This is a genomic window from Streptomyces sp. R818 (genome assembly GCF_056172735.1).
Genome location: NZ_JAOCNE010000003.1, coordinates 1,134,304 through 1,158,938 on the forward strand (window position 1 = coordinate 1,134,304; position 24,635 = coordinate 1,158,938).

General features: G+C 71.8%; 22 protein-coding genes and 1 pseudogene. 10 read left to right on the forward strand and 13 right to left on the reverse strand.

Going from position 1 to position 24,635, the window contains the following annotated elements:
* Positions 1–31 precede the first annotated feature (31 nt).
* The 8 genes from N5I75_RS10300 to N5I75_RS10335 all read left to right on the forward strand — a co-directional run bounded on the left by N5I75_RS10300 (position 32) and on the right by N5I75_RS10335 (position 8,829).
* Positions 32–1,096 (forward strand): MBL fold metallo-hydrolase, encoded by a 1,065-nt coding sequence (locus N5I75_RS10300; RefSeq protein ID WP_476676397.1) that lies wholly within the window; start codon positions 32–34, stop codon positions 1,094–1,096.
* Positions 1,097–1,246: 150 nt separating this feature from the next.
* Positions 1,247–1,501 (forward strand): hypothetical protein, encoded by a 255-nt coding sequence (locus N5I75_RS10305; RefSeq protein ID WP_476676398.1) that lies wholly within the window; start codon positions 1,247–1,249, stop codon positions 1,499–1,501.
* A 13-nt stretch (positions 1,502–1,514) separates the two neighbouring features.
* The gene (locus N5I75_RS10310; protein ID WP_476676399.1) at positions 1,515–2,681 is read left to right on the forward strand and encodes a flotillin family protein; all 1,167 of its coding nucleotides are present in this window, start codon (positions 1,515–1,517) and stop codon (positions 2,679–2,681) included.
* Between the two features lie 468 nt (positions 2,682–3,149).
* A complete protein-coding gene (locus N5I75_RS10315; RefSeq protein ID WP_476676400.1) occupies positions 3,150–4,379 on the forward strand; it encodes a prenyltransferase/squalene oxidase repeat-containing protein in 1,230 nt (409 codons plus the stop codon).
* Complete coding sequence (locus tag N5I75_RS10320; protein WP_476676401.1) at positions 4,376–5,035, forward strand: SCO2322 family protein; 660 nt, start codon at positions 4,376–4,378, stop codon at positions 5,033–5,035. The genes N5I75_RS10315 and N5I75_RS10320 overlap by 4 nt, the downstream gene beginning before the upstream one ends.
* 4 nt (positions 5,036–5,039) lie before the next feature.
* Entirely contained in the window at positions 5,040–6,170 is a 1,131-nt protein-coding gene (locus N5I75_RS10325) for an energy-coupling factor transporter transmembrane component T (RefSeq protein WP_476676402.1), read from the forward strand.
* The gene (locus N5I75_RS10330; protein ID WP_476676403.1) at positions 6,167–7,801 is read left to right on the forward strand and encodes an ABC transporter ATP-binding protein; all 1,635 of its coding nucleotides are present in this window, start codon (positions 6,167–6,169) and stop codon (positions 7,799–7,801) included. Before N5I75_RS10325 ends, N5I75_RS10330 begins: the two co-directional genes overlap by 4 nt.
* Positions 7,802–7,902: 101 nt before the next feature.
* Positions 7,903–8,829, forward strand: a complete 927-nt coding sequence (locus N5I75_RS10335) for an ECF transporter S component (RefSeq protein ID WP_476676404.1) — start codon at positions 7,903–7,905, stop codon at positions 8,827–8,829.
* On the opposite strand, the gene N5I75_RS10340 is transcribed toward N5I75_RS10335, so the two are convergent.
* Positions 8,817–9,986, reverse strand: coding sequence for a steroid 3-ketoacyl-CoA thiolase (locus N5I75_RS10340; RefSeq protein ID WP_476676405.1), 1,170 nt, complete (start codon positions 9,984–9,986; stop codon positions 8,817–8,819). The genes N5I75_RS10335 and N5I75_RS10340 overlap by 13 nt on opposite strands.
* 249 nt (positions 9,987–10,235) lie before the next feature.
* Between N5I75_RS10340 and N5I75_RS10345 the strand changes: the two genes are divergently transcribed.
* Positions 10,236–11,483, forward strand: a complete 1,248-nt coding sequence (locus N5I75_RS10345; RefSeq protein WP_476676406.1) for a cytochrome P450 — start codon at positions 10,236–10,238, stop codon at positions 11,481–11,483.
* Positions 11,484–11,596: 113 nt separating this feature from the next.
* Positions 11,597–13,267: a hypothetical protein gene (locus tag N5I75_RS10350; protein WP_476676407.1), complete on the forward strand. Its 1,671-nt coding sequence runs from the start codon at positions 11,597–11,599 to the stop codon at positions 13,265–13,267.
* A 587-nt stretch (positions 13,268–13,854) separates the two neighbouring features.
* Here the strand turns inward: N5I75_RS10350 and N5I75_RS10355 are convergent.
* The 12 genes and pseudogenes from N5I75_RS10355 to N5I75_RS10410 all read right to left on the reverse strand — a co-directional run.
* A pseudogene (locus N5I75_RS10355) lies at positions 13,855–14,484 on the reverse strand (lysozyme family protein); the annotation flags it as partial.
* Positions 14,485–14,518: 34 nt separating this feature from the next.
* The gene (locus N5I75_RS10360) at positions 14,519–15,253 is read right to left on the reverse strand and encodes a hypothetical protein (protein WP_476676408.1); all 735 of its coding nucleotides are present in this window, start codon (positions 15,251–15,253) and stop codon (positions 14,519–14,521) included.
* Between the two features lie 17 nt (positions 15,254–15,270).
* Positions 15,271–15,798 (reverse strand): nuclear transport factor 2 family protein, encoded by a 528-nt coding sequence (locus N5I75_RS10365; RefSeq protein WP_476676409.1) that lies wholly within the window; start codon positions 15,796–15,798, stop codon positions 15,271–15,273.
* 43 nt (positions 15,799–15,841) lie between these two features.
* On the reverse strand, positions 15,842–16,543 hold the full coding sequence (locus N5I75_RS10370; protein ID WP_476676410.1) for a hypothetical protein: 702 nt from the start codon (positions 16,541–16,543) through the stop codon (positions 15,842–15,844).
* Positions 16,533–17,036 (reverse strand): hypothetical protein, encoded by a 504-nt coding sequence (locus tag N5I75_RS10375; protein WP_476676411.1) that lies wholly within the window; start codon positions 17,034–17,036, stop codon positions 16,533–16,535. The genes N5I75_RS10370 and N5I75_RS10375 overlap by 11 nt, the downstream gene beginning before the upstream one ends.
* Positions 17,036–18,274, reverse strand: a complete 1,239-nt coding sequence (locus N5I75_RS10380) for an MCE family protein (RefSeq protein ID WP_476676412.1) — start codon at positions 18,272–18,274, stop codon at positions 17,036–17,038. The genes N5I75_RS10375 and N5I75_RS10380 overlap by 1 nt, the downstream gene beginning before the upstream one ends.
* The gene (locus N5I75_RS10385; protein WP_476676413.1) at positions 18,271–19,434 is read right to left on the reverse strand and encodes an MCE family protein; all 1,164 of its coding nucleotides are present in this window, start codon (positions 19,432–19,434) and stop codon (positions 18,271–18,273) included. Before N5I75_RS10385 ends, N5I75_RS10380 begins: the two co-directional genes overlap by 4 nt.
* Positions 19,434–20,444, reverse strand: coding sequence for an MCE family protein (locus tag N5I75_RS10390; RefSeq protein WP_476676414.1), 1,011 nt, complete (start codon positions 20,442–20,444; stop codon positions 19,434–19,436). Before N5I75_RS10390 ends, N5I75_RS10385 begins: the two co-directional genes overlap by 1 nt.
* A gap of 2 nt (positions 20,445–20,446) precedes the next feature.
* Complete coding sequence (locus tag N5I75_RS10395; RefSeq protein ID WP_476676415.1) at positions 20,447–21,514, reverse strand: MCE family protein; 1,068 nt, start codon at positions 21,512–21,514, stop codon at positions 20,447–20,449.
* Positions 21,514–22,575, reverse strand: a complete 1,062-nt coding sequence (locus N5I75_RS10400; protein WP_476676416.1) for an MCE family protein — start codon at positions 22,573–22,575, stop codon at positions 21,514–21,516. The genes N5I75_RS10395 and N5I75_RS10400 overlap by 1 nt, the downstream gene beginning before the upstream one ends.
* On the reverse strand, positions 22,572–23,819 hold the full coding sequence (locus N5I75_RS10405; protein WP_476676417.1) for an MCE family protein: 1,248 nt from the start codon (positions 23,817–23,819) through the stop codon (positions 22,572–22,574). Before N5I75_RS10405 ends, N5I75_RS10400 begins: the two co-directional genes overlap by 4 nt.
* Before the next feature lies 1 nt (position 23,820).
* Positions 23,821–24,627, reverse strand: a complete 807-nt coding sequence (locus tag N5I75_RS10410) for an MlaE family ABC transporter permease (protein WP_476676418.1) — start codon at positions 24,625–24,627, stop codon at positions 23,821–23,823.
* Positions 24,628–24,635 lie beyond the last annotated feature (8 nt).

Consider the following 24,635-nt stretch of genomic DNA (forward strand, 5'->3'; position numbering starts at 1 on the left):
CGAGCAGGCTTGGCGGCGGAGAGGCGGCCCCATGGCAGGGACGGCACAGGCGGCGCGCGTGACCGACCACGGCGGAGGCGTGCACAGCATCCGCGTGCCGATCCCCGACAACCCCCTCGGCTTCACCCTCGTCCACCTCCTGGACACCGACGCGGGCCCGGTCCTCGTCGACACCGGCTGGGACGACCCGGCGTCCTGGACCGCGCTGACCGAGGGCCTGTCCGCGTGCGGCACCACGGTCACCGACCTCACCGGCGTCCTCATCACCCACCACCACCCCGACCACCACGGCCTCTCCGCGAAGGTCCGCGAGGCGTCCGGCGCGTGGATCGCCATGCACGAGGCGGACGCGGCCGTCGTCCGCCGCACCCGCGAGAACCCGCCCGCGCGCTGGTACGCGTACATGGCCGCCAAACTCCTCGCCGCCGGAGCGCCCGAGGAGCACGTCGCGCTGCTGCTCACCGCCGCCGACACGGGCCGCCCACGCCGCCTCCCCGGCCTCGACGCGGCCCTGCCCGACCGCACGATCACCCCCGGCGACCTCCTTGACCTGCCCGGCCGCCGCCTCCGCGCGATCTGGACGCCGGGCCACACCCCCGGCCACGTCTGCCTGCACCTGGAGGAGGCCCACCCCTCGGGCCTCGCGGGCAACGGCCGCCTCTTCTCCGGCGACCACGTCCTGCCCGGCATCAGCCCGCACATCGGCCTGTACGAGGACCCGTCCGTCGAGGAGGGCTCCAGCGACCCGCTCGGCGACTACCTCGACTCCCTGGAACGCGTCGGGCGCCTGGCCCCGGCCGAGGTGCTCCCGGCCCACCAGCACCCCTTCACCGACGCGCCCGCGCGCGTACGGGAGCTGCTCGACCACCACGAGGCGCGCCTCACCGACCTGCACGGGCTGCTGTCCGCGCCGCTCACCCCCTGGCAGCTCGCCGAGCGCATGGAGTGGAACCGGCCCTGGGCCGACATCCCGTACGGCTCCCGCACCATCGCCGTGTCCGAGGCGGAGGCACACCTGCGCCGCCTGGTGAAACTGGGACGCGTGGAGACAGTCGCCGGAAGCGATCCGGTGACGTACGTGGCGGCCGTCCAATGACATGCGCGGGGGCGCTCCCGTGACCTGCCCGAGCCTCCCGCGACGGTCGACGGATCTTTGCCGCGCGTAGATGGAAGGGCCCTGCCCGCAGGCGTAGGGTCTGGCCTTCAAGGGCTCATGTGAGCTGGAACGACAAGGGGGCGGCCGCCGATGGCGCCGGACGAGGCTGTGGTCGGCTGTACGGGGAAGCTCGTCGTCGGCACCCGGGGTGCCGACGGTCCGGGCGAGGTTCTGGTACGGGTCAGGGGCGGCACGGAGACGTTCATCGCGTACTCCGGGGAGCCGCTGATCCGCGACACGACGGTGCTGGTCGTCGAGTCCCTCGGACACCGCAGGGTGACCGTCATGGCCTGGAGCGATCCACTCCTCGAACCGCCGCTCGGCGGCGACGGCGACGCCCGCTAAGGAGACATCAGGGATGTTCGGATATCGCGTTCCCGCACCCGACGAGGCGATGCTGATCTCGGGCGGCAGGCGGGGACTTGGGGGAGCGCCGTTCCGCGTCGTCACCGGGCACGGAAAGTTCGTCCTGCCCGTCTTCCGCAAGACCCGCTTCCTCTCCCTCGCCATGAGCGAGGCGGAGGTCCAGGAGAAGTGCGTGACCCGGCAGGGCATCGCCCTCACCGTGCGCGCCGTCATCGCGTTCAAGGTCGGCAACGACCACGAGTCGATCGTCAACGCCGGCCAGCGCTTCCTCTCCGACCAGGAGCAGATGTCCGTCCTCACCGGGCGGATCTTCGCCGGGCACCTGCGCTCCATCATCGGCTCGATGACGGTGGAGGAGATCGTCACCGAGCGGCAGAAACTGGCGACGGAGGTCCTGGACACGTCCAAGGCCGAGATGGCGAAGATCGGCCTGCACGTCGACTCGCTGCAGATCCAGTCCATCGACGACGGCAGCACCGGCTACATCGAGGCGATGTCGCGCCCGCACAAGGCCAACATCCAGCGCGCCGCGCAGATCGCCCAGGCGCAGGCCACGCAGGCATCCGCAGAGGCGGAGCAGGCGGCGGCCCGCAAGCAGGCCGAGTACGCGCGGCAGACCGCGATCGTGCAGGCCGAGTACAGCGCCGAGGTCGACCGGGCCAAGGCGCAGGCCGACCAGGCGGGTCCGCTGGCGCTCGCCCGGGCGCAGCAGGAGGTTCTTGCGGCCCAGACCGAGCTGGCGCTCAAGCAGGCCGAGCTGCGGGAGAAGCAGCTCGTCGCGGAGATCGTGAAGCCGGCGCAGGCGGATGCGGAGCGGATCCGTGTGCTTGCCCTGGCCGAGGCCGAGCGGATGAAGATCCAGGCGGAGGCTGCCGCCAGCTATGACCGGGTGGCGCTGGACCGGATGCTCATCGATCAGTTGCCGCAGATCGTGAAGGAGGCGTCCGCGGGGCTTGCCGGGGCCAACGTGAACGTGCTGAACGGGGCGGACGGGCTCGGGGAGATCGCGGCCGGGCTGGTCGGGCAGGGGCTGACGATCCTCGACTCGGTCCGGAAGAACCTGAGCGGTCAGGACGGATCGGCTGCGCCGGGCACCGGGATCGAGCGGTATCTGGGGGCGCCCCGGGGGGACGACGACGGGCCGGTCGACGTGAGGTAGGGCTGCCGCCGGTTCGCCGTAGGGGGTTCGCCTTGGTCGGCGGGCGCGGGTCTCGTCGTGGCTGGTCGCGCAGTTCCCCGCGCCCCTGAAGCATGCGGCTCCGCCGCAGCCCCATGGGCCCCTGAGATGGCGCACGCAGTGCGCATCTCAGGGGCGCGGGGAACTGCGCGACCAGCCACAGCGGGCCCGCGGACTCGCTTCGGCCCCGAGGGGCACGGCGCTGACGAGGGCACGCCAGCCTCACCCGGGGGTGCTGGAGCGGGGCCGGTACAGTGGCTGGGTCGTCATATGCGCGTCCTAGGGGAAGCCGGTGCGAGTCCGGCGCTGATCCCGCAGCCGTACAGCCGGAATGCCTGGGGCGCGTCGTGATCGGCTCAGGACCGTCGAGGCATACGGGCCCGGAGCCGCCCGGTGCCCGTGTGTGCCGTGCCGCCCGGTCCCCCCGCAGGGAGAGGCACCCGCCCCACCATGAACATTCGCCGCAGCGCCGCGCTCGTCGCCGCGACCGTCGTGATCGGCGCCGTGAGCGCGCAGGCCGCGTTCGCAGACGGCGCTGCCAGTGCCTCCCCCTCGCCGAAGGTCGTCGTCCCGTCGGGCCTGTACGGAAAGTCCGACCCGACGTACGACGGCGTATGGCGCCAGTCCCTCGCCCTCGTCGCACAGGACACCGTCGGGGTGAAGCCCGCCGGGAAGGCCGTCGCCTGGCTCGCGGGGCAGCAGTGCGCGAACGGCGGCTGGGCCGCCTTCCGCGCGGACACCGGCACGGCGTGCGACGCCAAGACGATGCTGGACAGCAACAGCACGGCCGCCGCCGTACAGGCGCTGGCCGCGGTCGGCGGCCGGGACGGCGAGGTCACCAAGGGCGTCGACTGGCTGAAGAAGAACCAGAACGACGACGGCGGCTGGGGGTACAACCCCGGCGGGGCCAGCGACGCCAACTCCACCTCCGTCGTCATCGGCGCGCTCGCCGCAGCCGGCCACAAGCCCGCCGACGTGAAGTCCGGCACCGGCAAGTCCGGCTCCGACGCCCTCGCCTCCCTCGCCCTCCCCTGTTCCGAGGGCAAGAACGCGGGCGGCGCCCTCGCCTACCAGCCCGACAAGAAGGGCAAGCTCACGGCGAACGCCGACGCCACCGCCGCCGGCGTCCTGGGCGCCCTCGGCACCGGCTTCGCGCCCGGCAAGGGCAAGGCCCCGGACGCGTACACGTGCGAGGACGGCAAGACGCCCGAGTCCATCGCGCGGAACGGCGCCGTGTACCTCCAGAACCAGCTCTCGACCCACCTCTACCTGAAGTCGCAGCTCGCCGGGGCCGAGGACCAGCCCGACTACGGCAACACCGCGGACGCGGTCGCCGCGGTCGCCGCCGCCGAGGGCGTCAAGTACACGAAGGACCCGTACGCCTGGCTGGAGAAGAACGCCAAGGCCTGGGCGGCCACGTCGGGCCCGGCCGCGTACGCCCAGTTGATCTTCGCCGCGCACGCCACGGGCAACGACCCGCGCGACTTCGCGGGCACGAACCTGGTCAGCGCCCTGAACAAGACGGGCCCCGCGCCCGCCTCCGCGAAGGCCGCCGAGGAGCACAAGGACGAGGACGACAAGAGCGACGGCTTCGGCACCTGGTGGATCGTCGGCGTGATGTTCGTCGCCGCCGTGGGCGCGGGCTTCCTGCTCAGCGGCCGCAAGAAGCAGCAGCTGTGAGGCGTACGAGGAGGACGGCCGGCCTCGTCCTGGGTCTGCTGGTCGCGCTCCTGGGGCTGACCGCTGTCCCCGCGCAGGCGGCCGGCTACCGCTATTGGTCGTTCTGGGAGCGCGACAGCAAGGCGGAGACGTGGACGTACGCGTCCATGGGCCCGTCCGGCACCAAGCCCTCGGACGGCGAGGTGCAGGGCTTCCGCTTCTCCGTCAGCGCGGACTCCAAGGACGCCACGCAGCCGCGCGGCACCGCCGACTTCAAGACCATCTGCGCGAACACCCCGGCCGCGGCCGACACCAAGCGCATAGCCCTGGTCATCGACTTCGGCACGGCGCGGGACGCTCCCGGCGACGAGACGCCGCCGAAGGAGCGCACGGCCTGCGCGCGGGTGGCCGAGGACGCGACGTCGGCCGACGCCCTCGCCTCGGTCGCCAAGCCGCTGCGCTACGACAGCAACGCGCTGCTGTGCGCCATCTCGGGCTACCCGAGGAGCGGCTGCGGCGAGCAGGTGAAGGACACGGACGACACCTCCGCCGCACAGTCCGCGAGCCCTTCCAGGTCGTCCCACTCCGGACCGTCCGTGGGTGTCATCGCCGGGGTCGCCGTCGTCGCCGCGCTGGGCGTGGGCGCGATCTGGCAGGCCAAGCGCCGCCGCGGCTGACGCGATGACCGGCCGTACGCTGCGGGCCCCCCGGGCCCACCGTTCCAATGCCGTGCACCCGGGCGCCTGGTGGATCTGGGCGCTGGGCCTGGGCACGGCGGCGTCCCGCACGACGAACCCGCTGCTCCTGGCGCTGCTGATCGGGGTCGCGGGCTACGTGGTGGCGGCGCGCCGCACGGAGGCCCCCTGGGCACACTCGTACGGCGCGTTCGTGAAGCTGGGCCTGGCGGTGATCATCATCCGCCTGCTCTTCGCGACGTTCCTGGGCTCCCCCATCCCGGGCACGCACCTCTTGTTCACGCTCCCGGAGATCCCTCTGCCCGACTGGGCACAAGGCGTACGCATCGGGGGCAAGGTCACCCTTGAAGGGCTCACCTTCGCGCTGTACGACGGCCTGAAACTGGCGACGCTCCTCATCTGCGTAGGAGCGGCGAACGCCCTGGCCTCCCCCTCCCGCCTCCTGAAGTCGCTCCCCGGCGCGCTCTACGAGGCGGGCGTAGCGGTGGTCGTAGCCATGACGTTCGCCCCGAACCTGATCGCGGACGTACGCCGCCTGCGCGCGGCCCGCCGTCTGCGCGGCCGCCCGGACAGCGGCCTGCGGGGCCTGCTCCAGGTCGGCCTCCCGGTCCTGGAGGGCGCGCTCGAACGCTCGGTGTCCCTGGCGGCGGCGATGGACGCGCGCGGCTACGGCCGTACGGCGAAGGTCCCCCCGGCCATCCGCCGGGCGACGGCGGCACTCACCCTGGGCGGCCTGACAGGCGTCTGCGCGGGAACGTACGGCCTCCTCGCCGCATCCGGCGCGAACTACGGCCTCCCGGTCCTCCTGATCGGCACGGCCTCGGCGCTGGGGGGTCTGTGGCTGGGCGGCCGCCGCTCGGTCCGCACCCGGTACCGCCCGGACGTCTGGGGACTACGGGCCTGGCTGATCGCGGCATCGGGAGCGGCGACGGCCACGCTGATGATCTGGACGTCGACGACGGACCCGTCAGCACTAGAGCCCCAGATCGTCCCCCTCACCCCACCCACCCTCCCCCTCTGGCCGGCGGCGGGCATCCTCCTGGCGCTGCTGCCCGCGTTCGTGGCCCCGCTCCCCGAACCTTCCTCGACCGACCGTCTGCCGGAGGCCCCCCGGTGATCCATTTCGAGAACGTCTCCGTCCGCTACGACGACGCCACTCACCCCACCCTCAAGGGCATCGACCTCACGGTCCCCGAGGGCGAACTGATGTTGCTGGCGGGCCCGTCCGGTGTAGGCAAGTCCACACTTCTCGGGGCGGTCAGCGGACTGGTCCCGCACTTCACGGGCGGCACGCTCACCGGCAGGGTCACCGTCGCCGGCCGCGACACCCGCACGCACAAGCCCCGCGAAATGGCGGACGTGGTCGGCACGGTGGGCCAGGACCCGCTGGCGCACTTCGTCACGGACACGGTCGAGGACGAGCTGGCGTACGGCATGGAGTCCCTGGGCCTCACGCCCCCCACCATGCGCCGCAGGGTCGAGGAAACCCTGGACCTCCTGGGCCTGGCACCCTTGCGCGACCGCCCCATCGCCACCCTCTCGGGCGGCCAGCAGCAGCGCGTGGCGATCGGCTCGGTCCTGGCGACGCACCCCCAGGTCCTGGTCCTGGACGAACCGACGTCGGCGCTCGACCCGGCGGCGGCGGAAGAGGTCCTGGCGGTGCTTCAGCGCCTGGTCCACGACCTGGGCACGACGATCCTCATGGCGGAACACCGCCTGGAACGGGTGGTCCAGTACGCGGACCAGGTGGCCCTGCTCCCGGCCCCCGGAGAACCCCTCCTGGTCGGGGACCCGGCGACGGTGATGGCGGCTTCCCCCGTCTACCCGCCAGTGGTGGGCCTGGGCCGACTGGCGGGGTGGGACCCCCTGCCCCTGACAGTTCGGGACGCTCGACGCGCGGCCACGGACCTGCGGTCCCGTCTTGCCACGTCATCTCCGTCGCCCGACCACCCGTCCGATGTGGCTGGTCGCGCAGTTCCCCGCGCCCCTGGCGGGACTGATCTCGCGCGCGTTCGGAAGCTGGGGGTCCGCCGAGGCCGCGTAGAAGCACTGCGCCAGGTGAACCTGGACGTATCGAGCGGCGAGATCATCGCACTCATGGGGCGCAACGGTGCCGGGAAGTCGACTCTCCTCTCCACCTTGGTCGGGATGGTCAAGCCCACCACCGGAACCGCGGAAGTGAACGGCACCGCACCCCACCGGCTCACCCCCCGCGAACTGATCCGCAACGTGGGGCTGGTCCCCCAGGAACCCCGGGACCTGCTCTGCGCGGACACGGTGGAGGCCGAATGCACGGCGGCGGACAAGGACGCCTCAGCACAGCCCGGCACCTGCCGCACTCTCCTGGCAGAACTTCTCCCGGGAATCGGGAACGAGGCACACCCCCGAGACCTCTCGGAGGGCCAACGCCTGACACTGGCCCTGGCAATAGTCCTGACGGCGGCTCCACCCCTCCTCCTCCTGGACGAACCGACCCGAGGCCTGGACTACGCGGCGAAGGCCCGCCTGGTCAGGATCCTCCGCAAGCTCGCCTCCCAGGGCCACGCCATCGTCATGGCGACGCACGACGTGGAGCTGGCGGCGGAGCTGACGCACCGGGTGGCGATTCTGGCGGACGGCGAAATAGTGGCGGACGGCCCGGCCCCGGAGACGGTCACGTCCTCCCCCTCCTTCGCACCCCAGGTGGCGAAGATCCTGGCCCCGCAACCCTGGCTGACGGTCAGCCAGGTCAGGGAGGCGTTGTCGTGACGGACGAAGGACCGGAGGCGAGGCCGCGTACGAAGCAGGAGGGGACGCGTCGGGGTGCCCCCGCAGGACTCCGCCGGAACCCAGCACCGGACGACCCGCCTATGGCGTCAGGTGGCGCTGAGACCGATCCGGCCGAGGAGGCGCCCCGGCGCGGCCCCGCCCCCCGTCGCAAGCGACGGCGCGACAACCCCGCCGCCCTCGACCGCCAGGCCAACCCGGTCCGCCTCGGCCCCCGCTCCATCGCCGCCCTCCTGATGGTCAGCGCGGTGGGCGTCATCGCGATCGGCTGGCCGCTGATCACCGGCCCCGGCTCCCAGCTGACCGCCCACGCACAAGACGCCCCATGGCTCTTCGCGGGCCTGCTCGTCCTCCTCGTAGCCGTAGTGGCCGCGACGATCTCAGAATCCGGCATGGGCCCCAAAGCGGTGGCCATGCTCGGCGTACTGGCCGCCGCGGGAGCCGCCCTGCGCCCGATCGGCGCGGGCACGGCGGGCATCGAGCCGATGTTCTTCCTGATGGTGCTGAGCGGCCGGGTCCTGGGCCCGGGTTTCGGCTTCGTCCTGGGCTCCCTCAGCATGTTCGCGTCCGCGCTGCTCACCGGCGGCGTAGGCCCCTGGATGCCGTTCCAGATGCTGTCGATGGGCTGGTTCACGATGGGCGCGGGCCTGCTCCCGGCCCCGCACACACTGCGCGGCCGCGCCGAACGCGTGCTGCTCGCCGCCTACGGCTTCCTGGCCGCGTTCGCGTACGGCACGCTCATGAACCTGGCCGGATGGCCGTTCATGAACGCGCTGGCCTCCTCGGTCGCGTACCAGCCGGACGCGGCGCTCCACGACAACCTGGCCCGTTTCCTCGCGTACTGCGCGGCGACGTCCCTCGGCTGGGACCTGGGCAGGGCCGCGCTGACCGTGGTCCTGACACTGACGGTGGGCGGCGCGGTCCTGAAGGCGCTGCGCAGGGCGACGCGCAGGGCGGCGTTCGAGGCGCCGGTGACCTTCACACCCGGCGACCAGCCTCAGAGCCGCTGAATGATGGTCCCGGTGGCGAGCGCCCCACCCGCGCACATGCAGATCAGCGCGAACTCCTTGTCCCGCCGCTCCAGCTCATGCAGGGCGGTGGTGATGAGCCGAGCCCCGCTGGCCCCCACGGGATGCCCAAGGGCGATGGCCCCACCATTGACGTTGACCTTCTCAAGATCCTGCTCGAAGACCTGAGCCCAGCTGAGCACAACAGAGGCGAACGCCTCATTGATCTCCACAAGATCAATGTCTTTCAACGACATCCCGGCCTTCCCCAGAACGGCCCGGGTGGCATCCACAGGCCCATCGAGATGGAAGTGCGGATCGGCCCCCACAAGCGCCTGAGCCACGATGCGGGCCCGGGGCCTCAGCTTCAGAGCCCGGGCCATCCGCTTGCTGGCCCACAGGATCGCGGCGGCCCCGTCGGAGATCTGGGACGAGTTCCCGGCGGTGTGCACAGCGGTAGGCATGACAGGCTTCAGCGCACCGAGCCCCTCCATGGACGTATCGCGTAACCCTTCATCACGATCGACGAGCCGCCACATCCCCTGCCCGCCGGCCTGCTCCTCCTCGGTGGTGGGCACCTGCACGGCAAACGTCTCGCGCTTGAACCGCTCCTCACTCCAGGCGACACCGGCCCGCTCCTGCGAGATGAGCCCGAGCGAGTCGACGTTCTCCCGACTGAGCCCGCGCTTGCGCGCGATGCGCTCGGCGGCCTCGAACTGATTGGGAAGATCGACGTTCCACTCATCGGGAAACGGCTTCCCGGGCCCGTGCTTGGACCCGGACCCGAGAGGCACGCGGGACATGGCCTCGACACCACACGAGATCCCGACGTCGATGACCCCGGCGGCGATCATGTTGGCGGCCATGTGGGAGGCCTGCTGCGAGGACCCGCACTGACAGTCGACGGTGGTGGCGGCGGTCTCGTAGGGCAGCCCCATGGTGAGCCAGGCGGTGCGCGCGGGGTTCATGGACTGCTCGCCCGCGTGGGTGACGGTGCCGCCGACGATCTGCTCGACGCAGTCGGCGGGGATGCCGGTGCGCCCGAGGAGTTCGCGGTAGGTCTCCCCGAGCAGATAGGCGGGGTGGAGATTGGCCAGCGCGCCCCCGCGCTTGCCGATCGGCGTACGTACGGCTTCGACGATGACGGGCTCGGCTGCCATGACGGTCGTCCTTCCACGCTTCCCGGACCAGCAGGACCAGAACTGGTCCACGCTCCGCGCGGACGGCACACCCGAAACTAGAACGCGTACCAGTTCCGCAAGCAGTCTCGATGCGATTACCCCGGGTACGCAAGGGGCGTGCAAGCACCGCCCACGGAACCGACACACCCGCGACCCTTGCCACTTCTAGAACGCGTTACTACCTTTCGAGCCATACCTGACGCACTGTCAGAACACTCGGGAGGGACCATGCCGTGCCCCGCGCTGCCCGACGGTTTCGACTTCACCGACCCCGACCTGCTCCGGGCCCGCGTCCCGTACCCGGAGTTCGCCGAGCTCCGCCGGGCCGAACCGGTGCACTGGATCGCACAGGAGCCGGGGATCTCGGGTTTCGACGACGCGGGGTACTGGGCGGTCACCCGGCACGCGGACGTCAAGCACGTCTCGACGCACCCGGAGCTGTTCTCCTCCTGGACCAACACGGCCGTGATCCGCTTCAACGCCTCGATCCACCGGGACCAGATCGAGGCCCAACGCATGATCATGCTGAACATGGACCCGCCGGAGCACACGCGGGTGCGCCAGATAGTGCAGCGCGGTTTCACGCCGAGGACGATCCGCTCGCTGGAGCAGGCATTACGCACCCGGGCGACCGACATCGTCACCTCGGCACGCGCCCAGGCGGACGAGACAGGCACGTTCGACTTCGTGACGAACGTGGCGGTGGAACTCCCCCTGCAAGCGATAGCGGAGCTGATAGGCATCGCACAGAACGACAGAGCCCGGATCTTCGAGTGGTCGAACAAGATGGTGGCGTACGACGACCCGGAGTACGCGATCACGGAGGAGATCGGCGCCGAGGCGGCGATGGAGATAGTCGGCTACGCGATGAACCTGGCGGCGGAGCGCAAGCGGTGCCCGGCGAAGGACATCGTCAGCCAGCTGGTGGCGGCGGAGGACGAGGGAAACCTGTCCTCGGACGAGTTCGGCTTCTTCGTCATCCTCCTGGCAGTGGCCGGCAACGAGACGACCCGCAACGCGATCACCCACGGAATGCACGCGTTCCTGACCCACCCCGACCAGTGGGAGCTCTACAAACAACACCGCCCGTCGACCACAGCGGAGGAGATAGTCCGCTGGGCGACCCCGGTGGTCTCTTTCCAGCGCACGGCGACACAGGCCACAGAACTCGGCGGCCAGAAGATCGCGGCGGGCGACCGCGTGGGCCTCTTCTACTCGTCGGCCAACCACGACCCGGAGGTCTTCGAGAACCCGGACGTCTTCGACATCACCCGCGACCCCAACCCCCACCTGGGCTTCGGCGGCGGCGGCCCGCACTTCTGCCTGGGCAAGTCCCTGGCGATCCTGGAGATCGACCTGATCTTCCACGCGATCGCCGACGCGCTGCCGGACCTGCGCCTGGCGGGCGACCCGCGCAGACTGCGCGCGGCGTGGCTGAACGGCGTGAAAGAACTGAAAGTAGCCATGACCGGCTGAAAGAACGAAAAACAGCCATGCCGGGCTGAACATTTCCGTTGCCATACGCGTCTTCGTCCGTGGAACATGCCCACGCCAGCTACAAGCGACGAAACGGAAACGGACGCCTACCCGTGGCCACGGTCGACCTGCCCCTCGGCGGTGCCCCCGCGCGCCGACGCCTCACTCTTGCCGCGCACCACCGTGTCGCGCTGCTCGCCACCGCGCCGACGCTCCCCCTGTACGTGGTGTGGGCGCTGTTCCTGGCGACGGGAGGCGGAGATCTGGCGGCCCAGCAGGCCTGGGCGAGGTTCGCGGCCGACCATGGCGCGTCGGCGTACAACCTGTTCTGGTACGGCGGGATGCACACCGCCAACTACTCGCTGATCTCGCCGTATCTGATGGCGGGGCTCGGGGTGCGCCCGGTGACGGTGGTGTCGGGCCTGGCGGCGGCGTGGCTCGGGGCGGTGTACGTGGCACGGTCGGGAATCAGCCGTCCGCTGGCCCCGGCGGTGCTGCTGTCGCTGGCGCTGTGGTGCAACGTGGCGTCGGGCCGGACGACGTTCGCGCTGGGCGTCGCGTTCGGCCTGGCCGCCTGCGTGGCGCTGGGCCACGGGACCGGCAGAACCGGCAGGACCGGCAGGACCGGCCCTTGGCGCCTGGCGACGGCGGTGATCAGCGGCGCGCTGGCCACGATGGCGTCCCCGGTGGCGGGCCTGTTCCTGGCGGTGGCCGGCGCGGGCCATCTGGGCGCGCGGGACTGGCGCAGGGCGGCGTCCCTGCTCGTACCGCCCGTGGCGGTGGTGGGCACGACGACGCTGCTGTTCCCGTTCAAGGGCGAGCAGCTGATGCCGCTGGACCGGATCTGGCCCCCGGTGCTGTTCTCCCTCGCGCTCCTCGTCGCGGGCCCGAGGCGCTGGCGGGTGGCGCGCTGGGCGGCGGCGACGTACGCGGCCGGCACGGTGCTCACGTACCTGATCCCCTCCCCCATCGGCACGAACGTGGAGCGGCTCGCGGAGCTGGTGGCGCCGGCGGTGCTCCTGGCGGCGCTGCGCACTCCGAACCTGATCCGCTGGAAGGCGGGCGTCCTGGTCGCGGGGCTCGTGCTGTCCTCGGCGTGGGTGGTGAAGAAGACGGCCGACGACCTGGAGGTGTCGACGAAGGTGCCGACGTGGGCGTCGGAGACGCGCGGGGTCGTGACGGAGCTGCGGCGGCTCGGCGCGGACCGGACGCGGGTCGAGGTGATACCGGCCCGCAACCACCGGGAGGCGACGCGCCTCGCCCCGTACGTGAACATGGCGCGCGGCTGGAACCGGCAGCTGGACATCGAGCGCGGGCGGTTGTTCTACGACGGCACGTTCTCGGCGGCGACGTACCGGGCGTGGCTTGACCGGTGGGCGGTCGGCTTCGTCGTGCTGCCGGAGGGCAAGCCGGACGGGTACGCCGAGCAGGAGGCGGCGTTCGTCCGGGGCGGCGCCCCGTATCTGGAGCCGGTGTGGCGGGACGCGCACTGGCGGGTGTTCCGGGTGCGGAACGCGGTGCCGCTGGTGTCCGCGCCCGCGTCCGTGGTCAGTTCGGACGGGGCGCGGGTCACGGTCCGTTTCCGGGAGGCGGGCACGGCGACGCTGCGCGTCGCGTACTCGCCCTGGCTCAAGTCCGAGGGCGGCTGCCTGAAGGTGCGCAAGCAGGAGCGGGGCGAGTTCACGGAGCTGACGGCGACGGCGCCCGGCACGTACCGGATCGGTTCGAACTGGGAGTCGTCGCCGTCGCCGAGCGGGTCAGGCGGTGGGTGTGGCGCACGGTGAGGCGGAGTCCGACGGGGACGGCTCCGGGCTCTCCGGCGTGCCGGTCGGGGTGGGGTCCGCGCTCGGGGAGGCGGTGTCGGACGGGCAGGGGGTCGGACTCCCCGGGTCGGTCGGCTCGGCGGTGGTCGGCTCGTCCGTCGGCTCCCCGGTCCGGCGGGTCGGTCGGGTGGGCGGGTGGCGGTGTCCGAGGGGCCGGGGGTGGGCCGCGGGCTGTCGGACGGCTTGGGGCTGGTGGACGGCCGGGGACTCTTCGAGGGCTGGGGCCCGATGACGATGCCGCCCCCCTTGTGACCTGAGCCGCCGCCACCGTCGCCGTCGTCCTCGTGCCCCACGGGCTCGGTGGCCGGGGTCCTGGACCCGGCGCCCGGGGTGTCCGGCACGACGCCCCGCCCGTCGGGCACGGAGTGCACGCCGTCGCGGTAGAACTCCAGCCAGTACAGGACGAGCTTGAGGTAGTCCCGGGAGTAGTTGTAGCTGAGGACGGCCCGCTCCAGACCGGCCGCGGTACCGAGGTCGCGGTCGCCCGCGCACAGGTAGCGCCCCGCTCCGAGAGCGGCGTCGAAGATGTTGTTGGGGTCGGAGCGGCCGTCGCCGTTGCCGTCGGCGCCCCAGCGGCGCCAGGTGCCGGGCAGGAACTGCATCGGCCCGACGGCCCGGTCGTAGACGGCGTCGCCGTCCCAGGCGCCGTTCTCGGTGTCGCGGATGAGGGCGAAGCCGTCGCCGTTCAGGGCGGGCCCGGTGATGCGGTGGCGGGTGGTGCCGTGCGCGTCGACGTCGCCGCCGCGCGCCTGCCCGGACTCGACCTTGCCGATCGCCGCGAGCAGCTGCCACGGCAGGCGGCAGCCGGGATCGGTGCGGGCGACGGCGGACTCGGCGCGGCGGTAGGCGGCGAGGACGGTGGCGGGGATGCCGGACTGGGCGCGCAACTGCTGCACCGGGTAGGCCATGTTCGGCACCGGCGGGCTCTCCAGGGGCGGCAGTTCGGTGTGGTAGGAGCCGTCGCCCTGGGACGGGACGGTCGGCAGTGTCCCGGCGGCGGCGCTGCCGACCGGCTCCCCGTCGAGGGCGGTCGTCCCCGCCTTCTCCCCCTGTAACTCCCGTACGAGGTCGGGGGCCTGGGAGGCGGTGAGGAGCGCGGTCGCGGCGACGGCCACGGCGGTGCCGCGCAGGCGGCGGCGCATTCGTTGGCGCGGGGTTCGCAGACGCGGGGTTCGCATGGGGCCCTTTCTGTCCGTTCGGGTCCGCCGGCGGTCAGCCGCCGCCGAAGGTGTCGATCGCGGAGACGAGCCAGCGGCCGTCCCGGCGGACGAGGTCGACGGCGAGCATCGCGCCCGCGTAGTTGGCGGCGTCCTCCGCCTTCGCGGCGGTGCTGGTGCTGCTCTGGTCGGCGAAGACCAGGACGCGGGCGCGGTCGCCGTCGATGCGCTCGACGGCGCTGTCGGTGACGGTGGTGGTGACGACCGTCTTCTGTTTCGCCGCTTGGGCGAGTACGGGGGCGAGGAGCGTCCGGTGCTGGGCGACGGCCTTGCCGGTGAGGTAGGTGGCGGCGGCCTTCCGCTCGGCCCGGGGGTTGGCGTGGTCGTAGGAGAAGAGGGCGCTCACCGCTTTGGCGGCCTGGCCCTTGACCTCGCTGGTGCGGGCGGCGTCGGTGAGCGCGGTGTTGCTCGTCGCGGCGGAGTCGCGCAGGCTCCGCGCCTCGGCGTGGGCCCAGCCGGCGAAGGCACCGAGGAGGAGGGTGAGGAGACAGAGGACGGCGGGGAGAACCCGGCGGGGGCGGTCGGCGGGAGCCCGGTCCCCGGGTACGTCCGGCTCGGCGGTCCGGTCCTCGGGTGCGTCCGGTTCGGCGGCCGGAACGGGCCGGGGCCGGACCCGGGTCCTCGGCTCGGGCGGCTCCTGCTCAACAGGGCTGTTCGCGATCGGAGTTGAGGCGGGTCTCGCCGCGAGCCGGCGCTGGCGGTTGAGGTGGTGGCGGGTCGTCGTCGACATCCCTCGGTCCTTTCCGGTCAGTCGGTGGTCGCGGTGGAGCCGACCGGGGCCTGGCCGAGGGCGCTGAGCTTCCAGTGGCCGTCGGTGCGCGTGAGTTCGCCGAGCATGCGGCTATCCTTGTCGGTGGCCTTCTGGCCCGAGGCCCGTACGGTGACGCGGAGCGCGACCATGACGCGGGCGCGGCCCGCGCGTTCGTCGAGCTCGGTGACGGCGCCGGACAGCACCTTCGCGGTGCTGACGGTCTTGGCGCTCCGTACCTGCTTGGTGAACGCGGCCCGGCCCTTGACCAGTTGGCTGTGCAGGTCACCGGTGGTGGAGGTCTCCCAGAGGTCGAGCCCCGGCTCCAGCTTGCCGTGGTCGAGGGTGTTGAGGTTCTGGACGGCCTGCTCACCGGCCTCCAGGGCGTCGTCGCGGGCGGCGGCGTACCTCGCGGTGTCGTCGTGGGCGGCCCCGTACCAGGACCAGCCGGCCCACGCGGCGATGCCGGCCGCGAGGAGGGCGAGGGCCAGCGCGGCGACGGTCAGCGGCTGGGTGAGCCGGTGCATGGACGCCCCTTTCGTTCGGTGCGGAGGGTGGTTCGGGGGTGCTTCATCGGGCCTTGAGGTCGGTGATCCGCCAGACGTCGTCGTGGAGCCGGGCGGTGACGGACAGCTGCGCGGCGGACGTGGCCGGCTTCGCGCTGCCGCGCCGGGCGGTCTGGTCGAGGAAGACGAGCAGGTGCGCGGTGTCGCCCTGGAGGCTGACGGTGCCGACCCGCACGGTCCGGGTGGTGAGGGAGACGTGCTGCCCGCGCGCGTTGGCCCGGACCTGCTTGAAGAGTGCGGCGTACTGGCGTGCGGCCTGCCCGGACAGCACGGTGCGGGCCGACCGCTCGGTGGCGTCGGTGGAGTCCGCGGAGTACGAGAACACCTTGGCGAGAGCACTGCTCACGTCCCCGTTGACCCGGGTGGTGGCCTCGACGTCCGTCAGAGCGGAGTTCCGCGCGGCGGCCGTGTCCCGGAGTTCATGGCCCTGGTGGAACAGCGCGCCCCCGGCGAGGGCCACGAGGACGGCACCGGCGGCGACACCGAGGGCGACCCGCCGCTGCCGCCAGGACCGGGACGGGCCCGCACCCTCGCCGACATCCGCATCCGCGTCCGTGTCCTGCGCCGCGTCCGTGTCCTGCGCCGCGTCCGTGTCCTGGGCCGGGGCCGTGTCCGGAACCGTGTCCACGTCCGGGGCCGTGCCCGGCGCCGCGCCCTCGGGCGCTTCGCGCGCCGGGTCGGTCGTGGTCTCCGCCTCACTGGTCACCGGACACCTCCGCCACCGGTACGGCGCTGAGCGCCTTCACTGTCCAGGTGTCCCCGGAGGATCTCGTCAGGGTGGCCTCCAGGCGCTTGCGGTCGGTCGTCGGGGACTCGGCGTTCTCCGGGGTCGTCTCGACGCGGACCGTCGCGATGAGCTTGGCGGTGCCCGCGCGGTCGTCGAGCGCGGTGAGCGCCGCGTCCGTGACGACGCCGCGCGTCGACGCCCCGACGGCCGGGGACTCCCGGCCGAGCTCGGCGCGCAGGGGGCCGGACGTGACCGACTTCCAGGTGGCGACGCCGGCCTTGGCGCGGGCCGCCGTCGACGCGTCCAGGGTGGTCAGCGTCGCGACGGCCGCGCGCCCGTCGGCGAGCGCGGCGTCCCGCGCCCGCCCGTACGCCAGGTCGTCGTCGCCGCGCGCCTGCGCGTAGGTCCAGGCGCCCGCCCCGCCGACGGCGAGCGCCGCGGCGAGCCCCACCCCCGCGAGGGCCCGCCGCATCACGAGCCGCTCCCGGAGGAGGACCCGAGACCCAGGAGGTCGCCCATGCCGGCCGAGGACGACGCCGCCCCCGACTCCGCCACCGACGGCAGCGACAGCGCCCCGGGCCGGGCCGGTTGCGGCACCGCGTGGCTGCCGGGCGCGTGCGCGGAGCCCCGTACGTTGACGCCGCTCGACGCGGGCGCCGTACAGCGGGCGCCCGTGTTGAGGGCGGGCGCCGGGCTCAGATCCGTACCGAGGCGGTAGCGCGTACCGGAGTAACCGGCCGTGCAGGGCAGGGGCTTGAAGAAGGTGACGGCCATGCCGAGGTTGATCTTCTTTCCGTCGATGGCCGTGGCGCCCGCGGCGACGGCCTGCGGCAGTTTGACGAGGAGTTCCTCGGTGCCGCGCTGCCGGGTGACGGCGACCTCGGAGGTGGTGAGGAGGTTGGCGAGGACGACGCCGAGTTCGGGGTTCATGTCGCGCAGGACGCCGCTGAGCTGGGTGGCGGCGTCGGGCGCGGCCATGATGAGGCGGCGCAGGTCGGTGTCGGAGGACTTGAGCGTCGCCGCGAGGTCCTTGGCGCCGGACGCGAAGTCCTTGATGGCCGCGCTCTCCTCGGCCTGGGTGCGCAGGACGATCTGCCCGTCGTTGATGAGCCGGGTGGTCTCGGGCAGGGCCCGGTCGGCGGCCTGGACGAACTGGGTGCCGTTGTCCATGAGGATCTGGAGGTCCTCACCGCGCCCCTCGAAGGCCTTGCCGAACTCGTCGACCACCGTGCGCAGCGAGTCGAGCGGCACGGAGGTGGTGAGGTCGTCGACGCTCGCGAGGACGTCCGTGACGGGCCGCGGCACGCTCGCCGCGGTCACATCGATGTGGGCGCCGTCGTCGAGGTAGGGCCCTTCGTCGCGGTCGGGCCGCAGGTCGATGTACTGCTCGCCGACGGCCGACAGGCTGGCGACGACGGCCTTGGCGTCGTCGGGGATGCGCGGCGCGGAGTTCTTGATGCGCAGGGACGCCTCGACCCCGTCCGGGGTGAGGTCGATGTCTCCCACGCGGCCGACGGAGACCCCGCGATACGTGACATCCGAGTGCGTGAACAAGCCGCCCGTACGCGGGAGTTGCACCTTCACGGTGTAGTAGTCCGCCGCGCCCACGAACCGCCCGAGGTCCGCGTACCGGATACCGAGGAAGGCGAGGACGACGACGGCGATGACGAGGAACGCGAGGTTCTTGAGCCGGACGGCGAGCGTGATCACCGCGCACCCCCGCTCGACGGCAGGGGCAGCGGCGAGGAGGACTTCTTCAAGGTCTGCTCTCCGCCACCCTCCTGGCCCTCCTCCGGGGTCGGCGTCGGCGTCGGCGAGGGCGTCCCGGTCGCTTCGGTCAGCGGCGGGATCAGCGTCGTCCCCTTCTCGGCCGTGAGGTCGAGGTAGGTGTTGAGGTAGTCGCCCTTGACGCCGCGCAGCACCTCGTCGGTGAACGGGTAGGTGAGCAGCGTCTGGAGCGAGTCGGGCAGGTCCTTGCCGGAGTCGGCGAGCGCCTTGACGGTCGGGGCGATGGCCTTGAGGTCGGCGACCATGTCGGCCTGCCCGGTGTCGATGGTCTCGACGGCGACGCCCTTGAGCCGGTCGAGCGAGCGCAGCATCGTCATGAGCGAGCCGCGCTGCTTCTCCAGCGTCTTGAGGCCGGGCGAGAGGTCGGTGAGCACGGTCCCGACGTCCTCCTTGCGGTGCGCGAGCGTGGCCGACAGGCGGTTGACGCCGTCGAGTGCGGCGGTGATGTCGCCGCGGTGGTCGTCGAGGTCGGTGACGAGGGTGTTGACGCGGCGCAGGGTGGAGCGGACCTGGCTCTCGCGTCCGCCGAGGGCGGAGTTGAGTTCGGTGGTGATGGTCTTGAGCTGGTTGACGCCGCCGCCGTTGAGGAGCAGGGAGAGGGCGCCGAAGACCTCTTCGACCTCGGAGTTGCGGCCGGTGCGCGAGACCGGGATGCGGTCCCCGGCGGCCAGCGTGCCGGTGCCGTCCTTCGGCGCGACGAGCTGGACGTACTTCTCGCCGAGGAGGCTGGACTGTTCGAGCCGGGCGCTGGTCCCGGCGGGCAGCCGTACGTCGCCGTTGACCTTCATGGTCACGCGGGCGGTCCACGCGGAACCGCCGGCGAGCTGGATGTCGGTGACACGCCCGACCGCGACGTCGTTGACCTTCACCGCGGACTGCGGGACGAGGCTGAGCACGTCCTTCATGTCGGCGGTGATCGTGTACGGGTGGGCGCCGAGGTCGGCGCCGCCGGGCAGCGGCAGGTCCTCGACGCCGCCGAACGACGGGGTCGGCACGGTGATGGCGCCGATGGTCCACAGGAAGGCCGTGGTGACGGTGACGGCCGCCGCGGCTGCCGCGCCGACGCGGATTCCGGCGCGCATCACCGCTCACCGCCGACCGCGGGCAGCGGCAGGAGCGGGCCGCCCATGCTGATCTCGTTGAGGTTGGCGCGGCCCATCAGCATGCGGGTCTTCGGGTCGTAGGCGTTGATGAGGTTGTTCGCGGCGAGCGGCGCGGTGTCCAGCGCCTCGGCCAGCGAGGCCCGTTGGTCGACGAGGGTCTGGGTGAGCGGCACGAGCCGTTCGACGTTCGCCTTGAGTTCGCCGCGGTTGTCGGCGATGAACGTCTTGACCTGTCCGAGGGCGGCGCCGAGTTGCTTGAGCGCGCCCGCGAGGTCGTCCTTGTTGTCGGCGAAGAAGCTGGTGACGTCGGAGAGGTTCTCCTGCGCGGTGCGCACGCCGCCGTCCTTCTCCTTGAGCATCGTGGTGAAGGTCTGGAGCTGGGAGAGGGTGGTGAACAGGTCGTCGCTGCTGCCGTTGAGCGTCTTGGCGGCCTTGCCGAACTGCTCGATGCTGTCGCCCAGCGCGGTTCCGTTGCCCTTGAGGTTCTCGGCGCCGGTGTCGAGCAGCCCGGACAGCGCGCCCTCGGCGTTGGCGCCGCCGGGTCCGAGCGCCTTGCTCAGCTCGGTGACGCTGTCGTAGAGCTGGTCGATCTCGACGGGGGTGCGGTTGCGGGACGCCTCGAGCTCGGCCCCGTCCTTCAGCTCGGGCCCGGCGGTGTAGGCGGGCGTGAGCTGCACGTACCGGTCGGCGACGACGCTCGGGGCGACGGCCACGGCGCGTGCGTCGGCCGGCACCTTCACCCCGTCGTCGATGCCGAGGGTGACCTTCACGCGCGTCCCCTCGGGTTGCACCGACTCGACCTGGCCGACCCGCACGCCGAGAACGCGCAGGTCGGAGCCCTCGTAGATGCCGACGGCCCGGTCGAAGTACGCGGTGACGCGCATGCCCTCGGAGCCCGCGGCGCGGACCCCGAAGACCCCGGCGGCGATCAGCAGGGCGAGCGCGACCCCGCCGACGAACACTTTCCTCCGTACGGTCAGTGCGCTCATGGTCAACCACCGGCCTTCACGTCGTACGCCCCGTTCTTCGGCGGCATGCAGGAGGTCTTGGGCAGCGAGGACGCGGGCAGGTAGTTCCGGGGCACGACGCCGCAGAGGTAGCTGTCGAACCAGCGGCCGTTGCCCAGGGAGTTGCCGACGAGCCGGTAGTAGGGGCCGACCAGCGCGAGGGTCCTGTCGAGCTTGCCCTGGTTCTTCTCCAGGACGGTGGTGACCCGGCCGAGCGCCTGGAGCGTCGGCTTCAGCTGCTTCTCGTTGTCGGCGACGAGCCCGCCCAGCTCACGGCCGAGCGCCTGGCTGCCGCTGAGCAGCGCCTTGATGGCGGCGCGCCGCTGCTTCAGCTCGCCGAGGAGCGAGCCGCCGTCGTCGATGAGCGTCTCGAAGCTGGACTGCTTCGTCTGGAGCGTCCTGGTCAGCTTCTTGCTGCCCGCGAGGAGCTGGGCCAGCTCCGTGTCGCGCGAGGACACGGTCTTCGACAGCGCGGAGAGCCCCTTGACCGCCGCCCGCACGTCCGGCGGCGAGTCCTTGAACGTCTCGGAGATCGTCTCGAAGCTCGTGGCGAGCTGCTTGGTGTCGATCTGGTCGATGGTGCCGCTGAGATCCTCGAACGCCTCGGTCACGTCGTACGGGGAGGTGGTGCGGGACACCGGGATGCGGGCGCCCGGGTCCTGCCGCTCGCCGCCCACCGGATCGAGGGCGACGTACTTCTCGCCGAGCAGCGTCTTGATGGCGATGGCGGCGGTGGTGCGGTCGCCGATCCAGGTGGAGTCGTCCTGGATCTCGAAGGACACCTTGACCTTGTTCCCGTCGAGGCCGACTCCGGTGACCTCGCCGACCTTGACGCCGGCGATCCGCACCTCGTCGCCGTCGTCGAGCCCGGCGGCCTCGGTGAAGTCGGCGGTGTAGCCGGTGCCGCCGCCGATGACGGGCAGGCTGGTCGCGTTGACGGCGGCGAGCCCGAGCAGCGCGAGCACCACGAGTCCGGCGACGGCGACGGCGACGGGGTTGCGCTCCTTGACCGGCTTGAGCCGGGGCCTTCTCATGGCCTTCGTCGGCGACATCACTGGCACCTCGCTTCGGTGACGGCGATGCCGGTCGGCGGCTTCGACCCGTCGGACATCTTCAGACCGCCGACCTTCGCCTCGCACAGGTAGAGGTTGAACCAGGAGCCGTACGACGAGAGCCGGGACAGGGCGGTCAGCTTGGCGGGGGTCTTGTCGAGGAAGTTCTCGATCTGCGGGATGCCGTCGCCGAGGGAGTTCGACAGCCGCCCGAGCTGGTGGATGTCGTCCTTCAGCGGCTTGCGGGCGTCCTGGAGGAACCCGGCGGTGACGGTGGTGAGGTCCCCCATCGCCTCGACGGCGTCGCCGAGCGGCTTGCGGTCCTCGTCGAACCCGGAGACGAGCTCCTTGAGGGTGGTGACGAGGTCGTCGAACTGCGCCTCGCGGTCGTTGATGGTGGTCAGGACGTCGGTCAGGTTCCCGACGACCTCGCCGATCACCTGGTCCTTGGCGGCGACGGTCGACGACAGCGAACCGACGTGCTGGATGAGGCTGTCGACGGTGCCGCCCTCGCCCTGGAGGACCTTGACGATGGACGTGGCGAGATCATTGACGTCGTGCGGCGACAGGCCCTCGAACAGCGGCTTGAAGCCGTTGAAGAGGAGGGTGAGGTCGAGCGCGGGCGTGGTCCGGTCGAGCGGGATGGTCTCCCCCGACTGGAGGTCGCCCGTGCCGTTCCCGGTGCCGCGCTCCAGGGACACGTACCGCTGGCCGACCATGTTGAGGTACTTCACGGAGGCGGTCGTCGTGCTCGGCAGGTGCCGGTCGTCGGCGACGGTGAAGGTGACCTGGGCGGTGCGCCGGTCGACGACGCGCACGTCGGTCACCTCGCCGACCTTGACCCCGGCGATCCGTACGCCGTCCCCGTCGATGAGCCCCGTGACGTCACTGAACAGGGCCTTGTACGACCGCGTATCGGTCCCGACCCCCGTGTTGGCGATGCTGAGTCCGAGCACGGTGGTGGTCAGCGCGGTGACGACGACGAAGATGAGCGACTTGACGAGCGGTCCGGCGAGGGAACGCCGCTTGACGTGCCCGAACTCCTGCGGTGCGGCGGTCACTTGAGCTTCACCTCCGTCCCCCGGTACAGCGGCCCGACGAGCGTGCTCGACCAGTCGGGCAGGTCGTCGGGCGCCGCCTTGGCGGAGGGCGCGATCAGCTCGTTCACCAGGTCGTTCTCCTGCGGCGAGTTGGCCGGGCCGAGGTCCTGCGCGGCGGAGGCGGGGGTGGCGGCGGACTTGGCCGCCGTGCCGCTCGCCGTGCCCAGGTACGGCACCGAGTAGCAGTGCGGCGCGCCGCCGGACCCGTACGACGGGGTGTCGCGTCCGGCGGAGTAGGCGCCCTTCGACGGCACGGTGGTGACGTGCACGTGCAGACCGGGCTGGTCGGTGCCCTTGCCGAGGACCTTGTCCATGCGGGGCGCGAACTCGGTGAGCGCGCGCAAGGTGCACGGGAAGGACGACGAGTACTTGGCGAGCAGTTGGAGGGTGGGCCGTGAGGTGGCGGAGAGCCGGATGATGTTGTCCTGGTTGGCGCGCAGGAAGGCGTCGAGGTCCTCGGCGGCGCGGGTGGTGGACCCGTAGGCGCCGGCCAGGTCGCCCTCCTTCTCGGCGATCGTGGCGCTGGTGGTGGTGAGGTCGGTGAGCGCGTCGAGGATGCCGGGCGCGGCGTCCGCGTAGACGTGCGAGACCTTGACGAGCTGCTTCAGGTCCTCGTTCAGGGCGGGCAGCTGCGGATTGAACTTGCGCAGGTGGGCGTCGAGCGTGGTGAGCGTGGTCCCCAGCTCGTTGCCGCGCCCTTCGAGCGCCTGCGAGACGGCGGACAGCGTGGACGACAGCTTCTGCGGCTGGACGGCGGTCAGCATCGGCAGCACGTCGTCGAGGACCTGCTGGAGCTCGACGGCGTTGGCGGACCGGTCCTGCGGGATGGTCGCCCCGGCGGCGAGCATCCGCGTACTGGGCCGACTCGGCGGTACGAGGGCGACGTACCGCTCGCCGAAGAGGGTGGTCGGCAGCATCTGCGCGCGGACGTCGTCCGGGACGCTGTCGAGGGCGCCGGGCTTGAGGGCGAGGGTGAGCCGGGCTCCGGTGGGCGTGGCGTCGATGGAGCGGACTTCACCCACGACGACGCCGCGCAACTTGACCTCGGCGCCGAGGTGCATCTCGTTGCCGACGTTGCCGGTCTCGACCACGACATCGTCGGAGTCGACGAAGTCCTTGTTGTAGACGGCGACAGCGAGCCAGATCAGCAGCGCGGGCACGACGAGAAAGACGAGCCCCGCGAGTCTGCGGCGGAGTATCTCCATGTCACCCCGCCACCTTCACGGTCGTGGTGGCGCCCCACAGGGCCAGGGAGAGGAAGAAGTCGGTGACGGAGATGAGCACGATGGCGTTCCGCACGGACCGCCCCACGGCGACGCCGACCCCGGCCGGTCCACCGGTGGCCCGATACCCGTAATAACAATGCGCGACGATCACCATGACGCTGAAGATGAGCACTTTCAGCACGGAGAGCAGCACGTCGGTCGGCGAGAGGAAGAGATTGAAGTAGTGGTCGTACGTTCCTGCCGACTGCCCGTTGAAGACGACGGTGACCAGGCGTGAGGCGAGGTAGGAGGAGAGCAGCCCGATCGCGTAGAGCGGGATGATGGCGACGACGCCGGCGATGATGCGCGTGGTGACGAGGTAGGGCATGGACCGCACGCCCATCCCTTCCAGAGCGTCGACCTCCTCGTTGATCCGCATGGCGCCGAGCTGGGCGGTGAACCCGGCGCCGACGGTGGCGGACAGGGCGAGCCCGGCGACCAGCGGCGCGATCTCGCGGGTGTTGAAGTACGCGGAGACGAACCCGGTGAAGGCGGCGGTGCCGATCTGGTCGAGGGCGGCGTACCCCTGAAGCCCGACGACCGTACCGGTCGCGGCGGTCATGGCGATCATCACGCCGATGGTGCCGCCGATGACACCGAGCCCGCCGGAGCCGAAGGCGACCTCGGCGAGCAGGCGTTGCACTTCCTTGGTGTACCGGACGAGGGTGCGCGGCACCCAGAGCAACGCCCGCATGTAGAAGAGGAGTTGGTCGCCACCGCGGTCGAGCCAGACGAGGGGGGAGGTCATGACGGGTT

Excerpts from the sequence above, each read along its gene's own strand:
- N5I75_RS10405 (WP_476676417.1), bottom strand. The coding sequence starts at position 23,819 with ATGGAGATACTCCGCCGCAGACTCGCGGGGCTCGTCTTTCTCGTCGTG.
- N5I75_RS10340 (WP_476676405.1), bottom strand. The coding sequence starts at position 9,986 with ATGGCAGCCGAGCCCGTCATCGTCGAAGCCGTACGTACGCCGATCGGC.
- N5I75_RS10325 (WP_476676402.1), top strand. The coding sequence starts at position 5,040 with ATGACCGGCCGTACGCTGCGGGCCCCCCGGGCCCACCGTTCCAATGCC.
- N5I75_RS10345 (WP_476676406.1), top strand. The coding sequence starts at position 10,236 with ATGCCGTGCCCCGCGCTGCCCGACGGTTTCGACTTCACCGACCCCGAC.
- N5I75_RS10310 (WP_476676399.1), top strand. The coding sequence starts at position 1,515 with ATGTTCGGATATCGCGTTCCCGCACCCGACGAGGCGATGCTGATCTCG.
- N5I75_RS10390 (WP_476676414.1), bottom strand. The coding sequence starts at position 20,444 with ATGAGCGCACTGACCGTACGGAGGAAAGTGTTCGTCGGCGGGGTCGCG.
- N5I75_RS10385 (WP_476676413.1), bottom strand. The coding sequence starts at position 19,434 with ATGCGCGCCGGAATCCGCGTCGGCGCGGCAGCCGCGGCGGCCGTCACC.
- N5I75_RS10305 (WP_476676398.1), top strand. The coding sequence starts at position 1,247 with ATGGCGCCGGACGAGGCTGTGGTCGGCTGTACGGGGAAGCTCGTCGTC.
- N5I75_RS10365 (WP_476676409.1), bottom strand. The coding sequence starts at position 15,798 with ATGCACCGGCTCACCCAGCCGCTGACCGTCGCCGCGCTGGCCCTCGCC.
- N5I75_RS10315 (WP_476676400.1), top strand. The coding sequence starts at position 3,150 with ATGAACATTCGCCGCAGCGCCGCGCTCGTCGCCGCGACCGTCGTGATC.
- N5I75_RS10335 (WP_476676404.1), top strand. The coding sequence starts at position 7,903 with ATGGCGTCAGGTGGCGCTGAGACCGATCCGGCCGAGGAGGCGCCCCGG.
- N5I75_RS10410 (WP_476676418.1), bottom strand. The coding sequence starts at position 24,627 with ATGACCTCCCCCCTCGTCTGGCTCGACCGCGGTGGCGACCAACTCCTC.
- N5I75_RS10300 (WP_476676397.1), top strand. The coding sequence starts at position 32 with ATGGCAGGGACGGCACAGGCGGCGCGCGTGACCGACCACGGCGGAGGC.
- N5I75_RS10375 (WP_476676411.1), bottom strand. The coding sequence starts at position 17,036 with ATGCGGCGGGCCCTCGCGGGGGTGGGGCTCGCCGCGGCGCTCGCCGTC.
- N5I75_RS10360 (WP_476676408.1), bottom strand. The coding sequence starts at position 15,253 with ATGTCGACGACGACCCGCCACCACCTCAACCGCCAGCGCCGGCTCGCG.
- N5I75_RS10395 (WP_476676415.1), bottom strand. The coding sequence starts at position 21,514 with ATGTCGCCGACGAAGGCCATGAGAAGGCCCCGGCTCAAGCCGGTCAAG.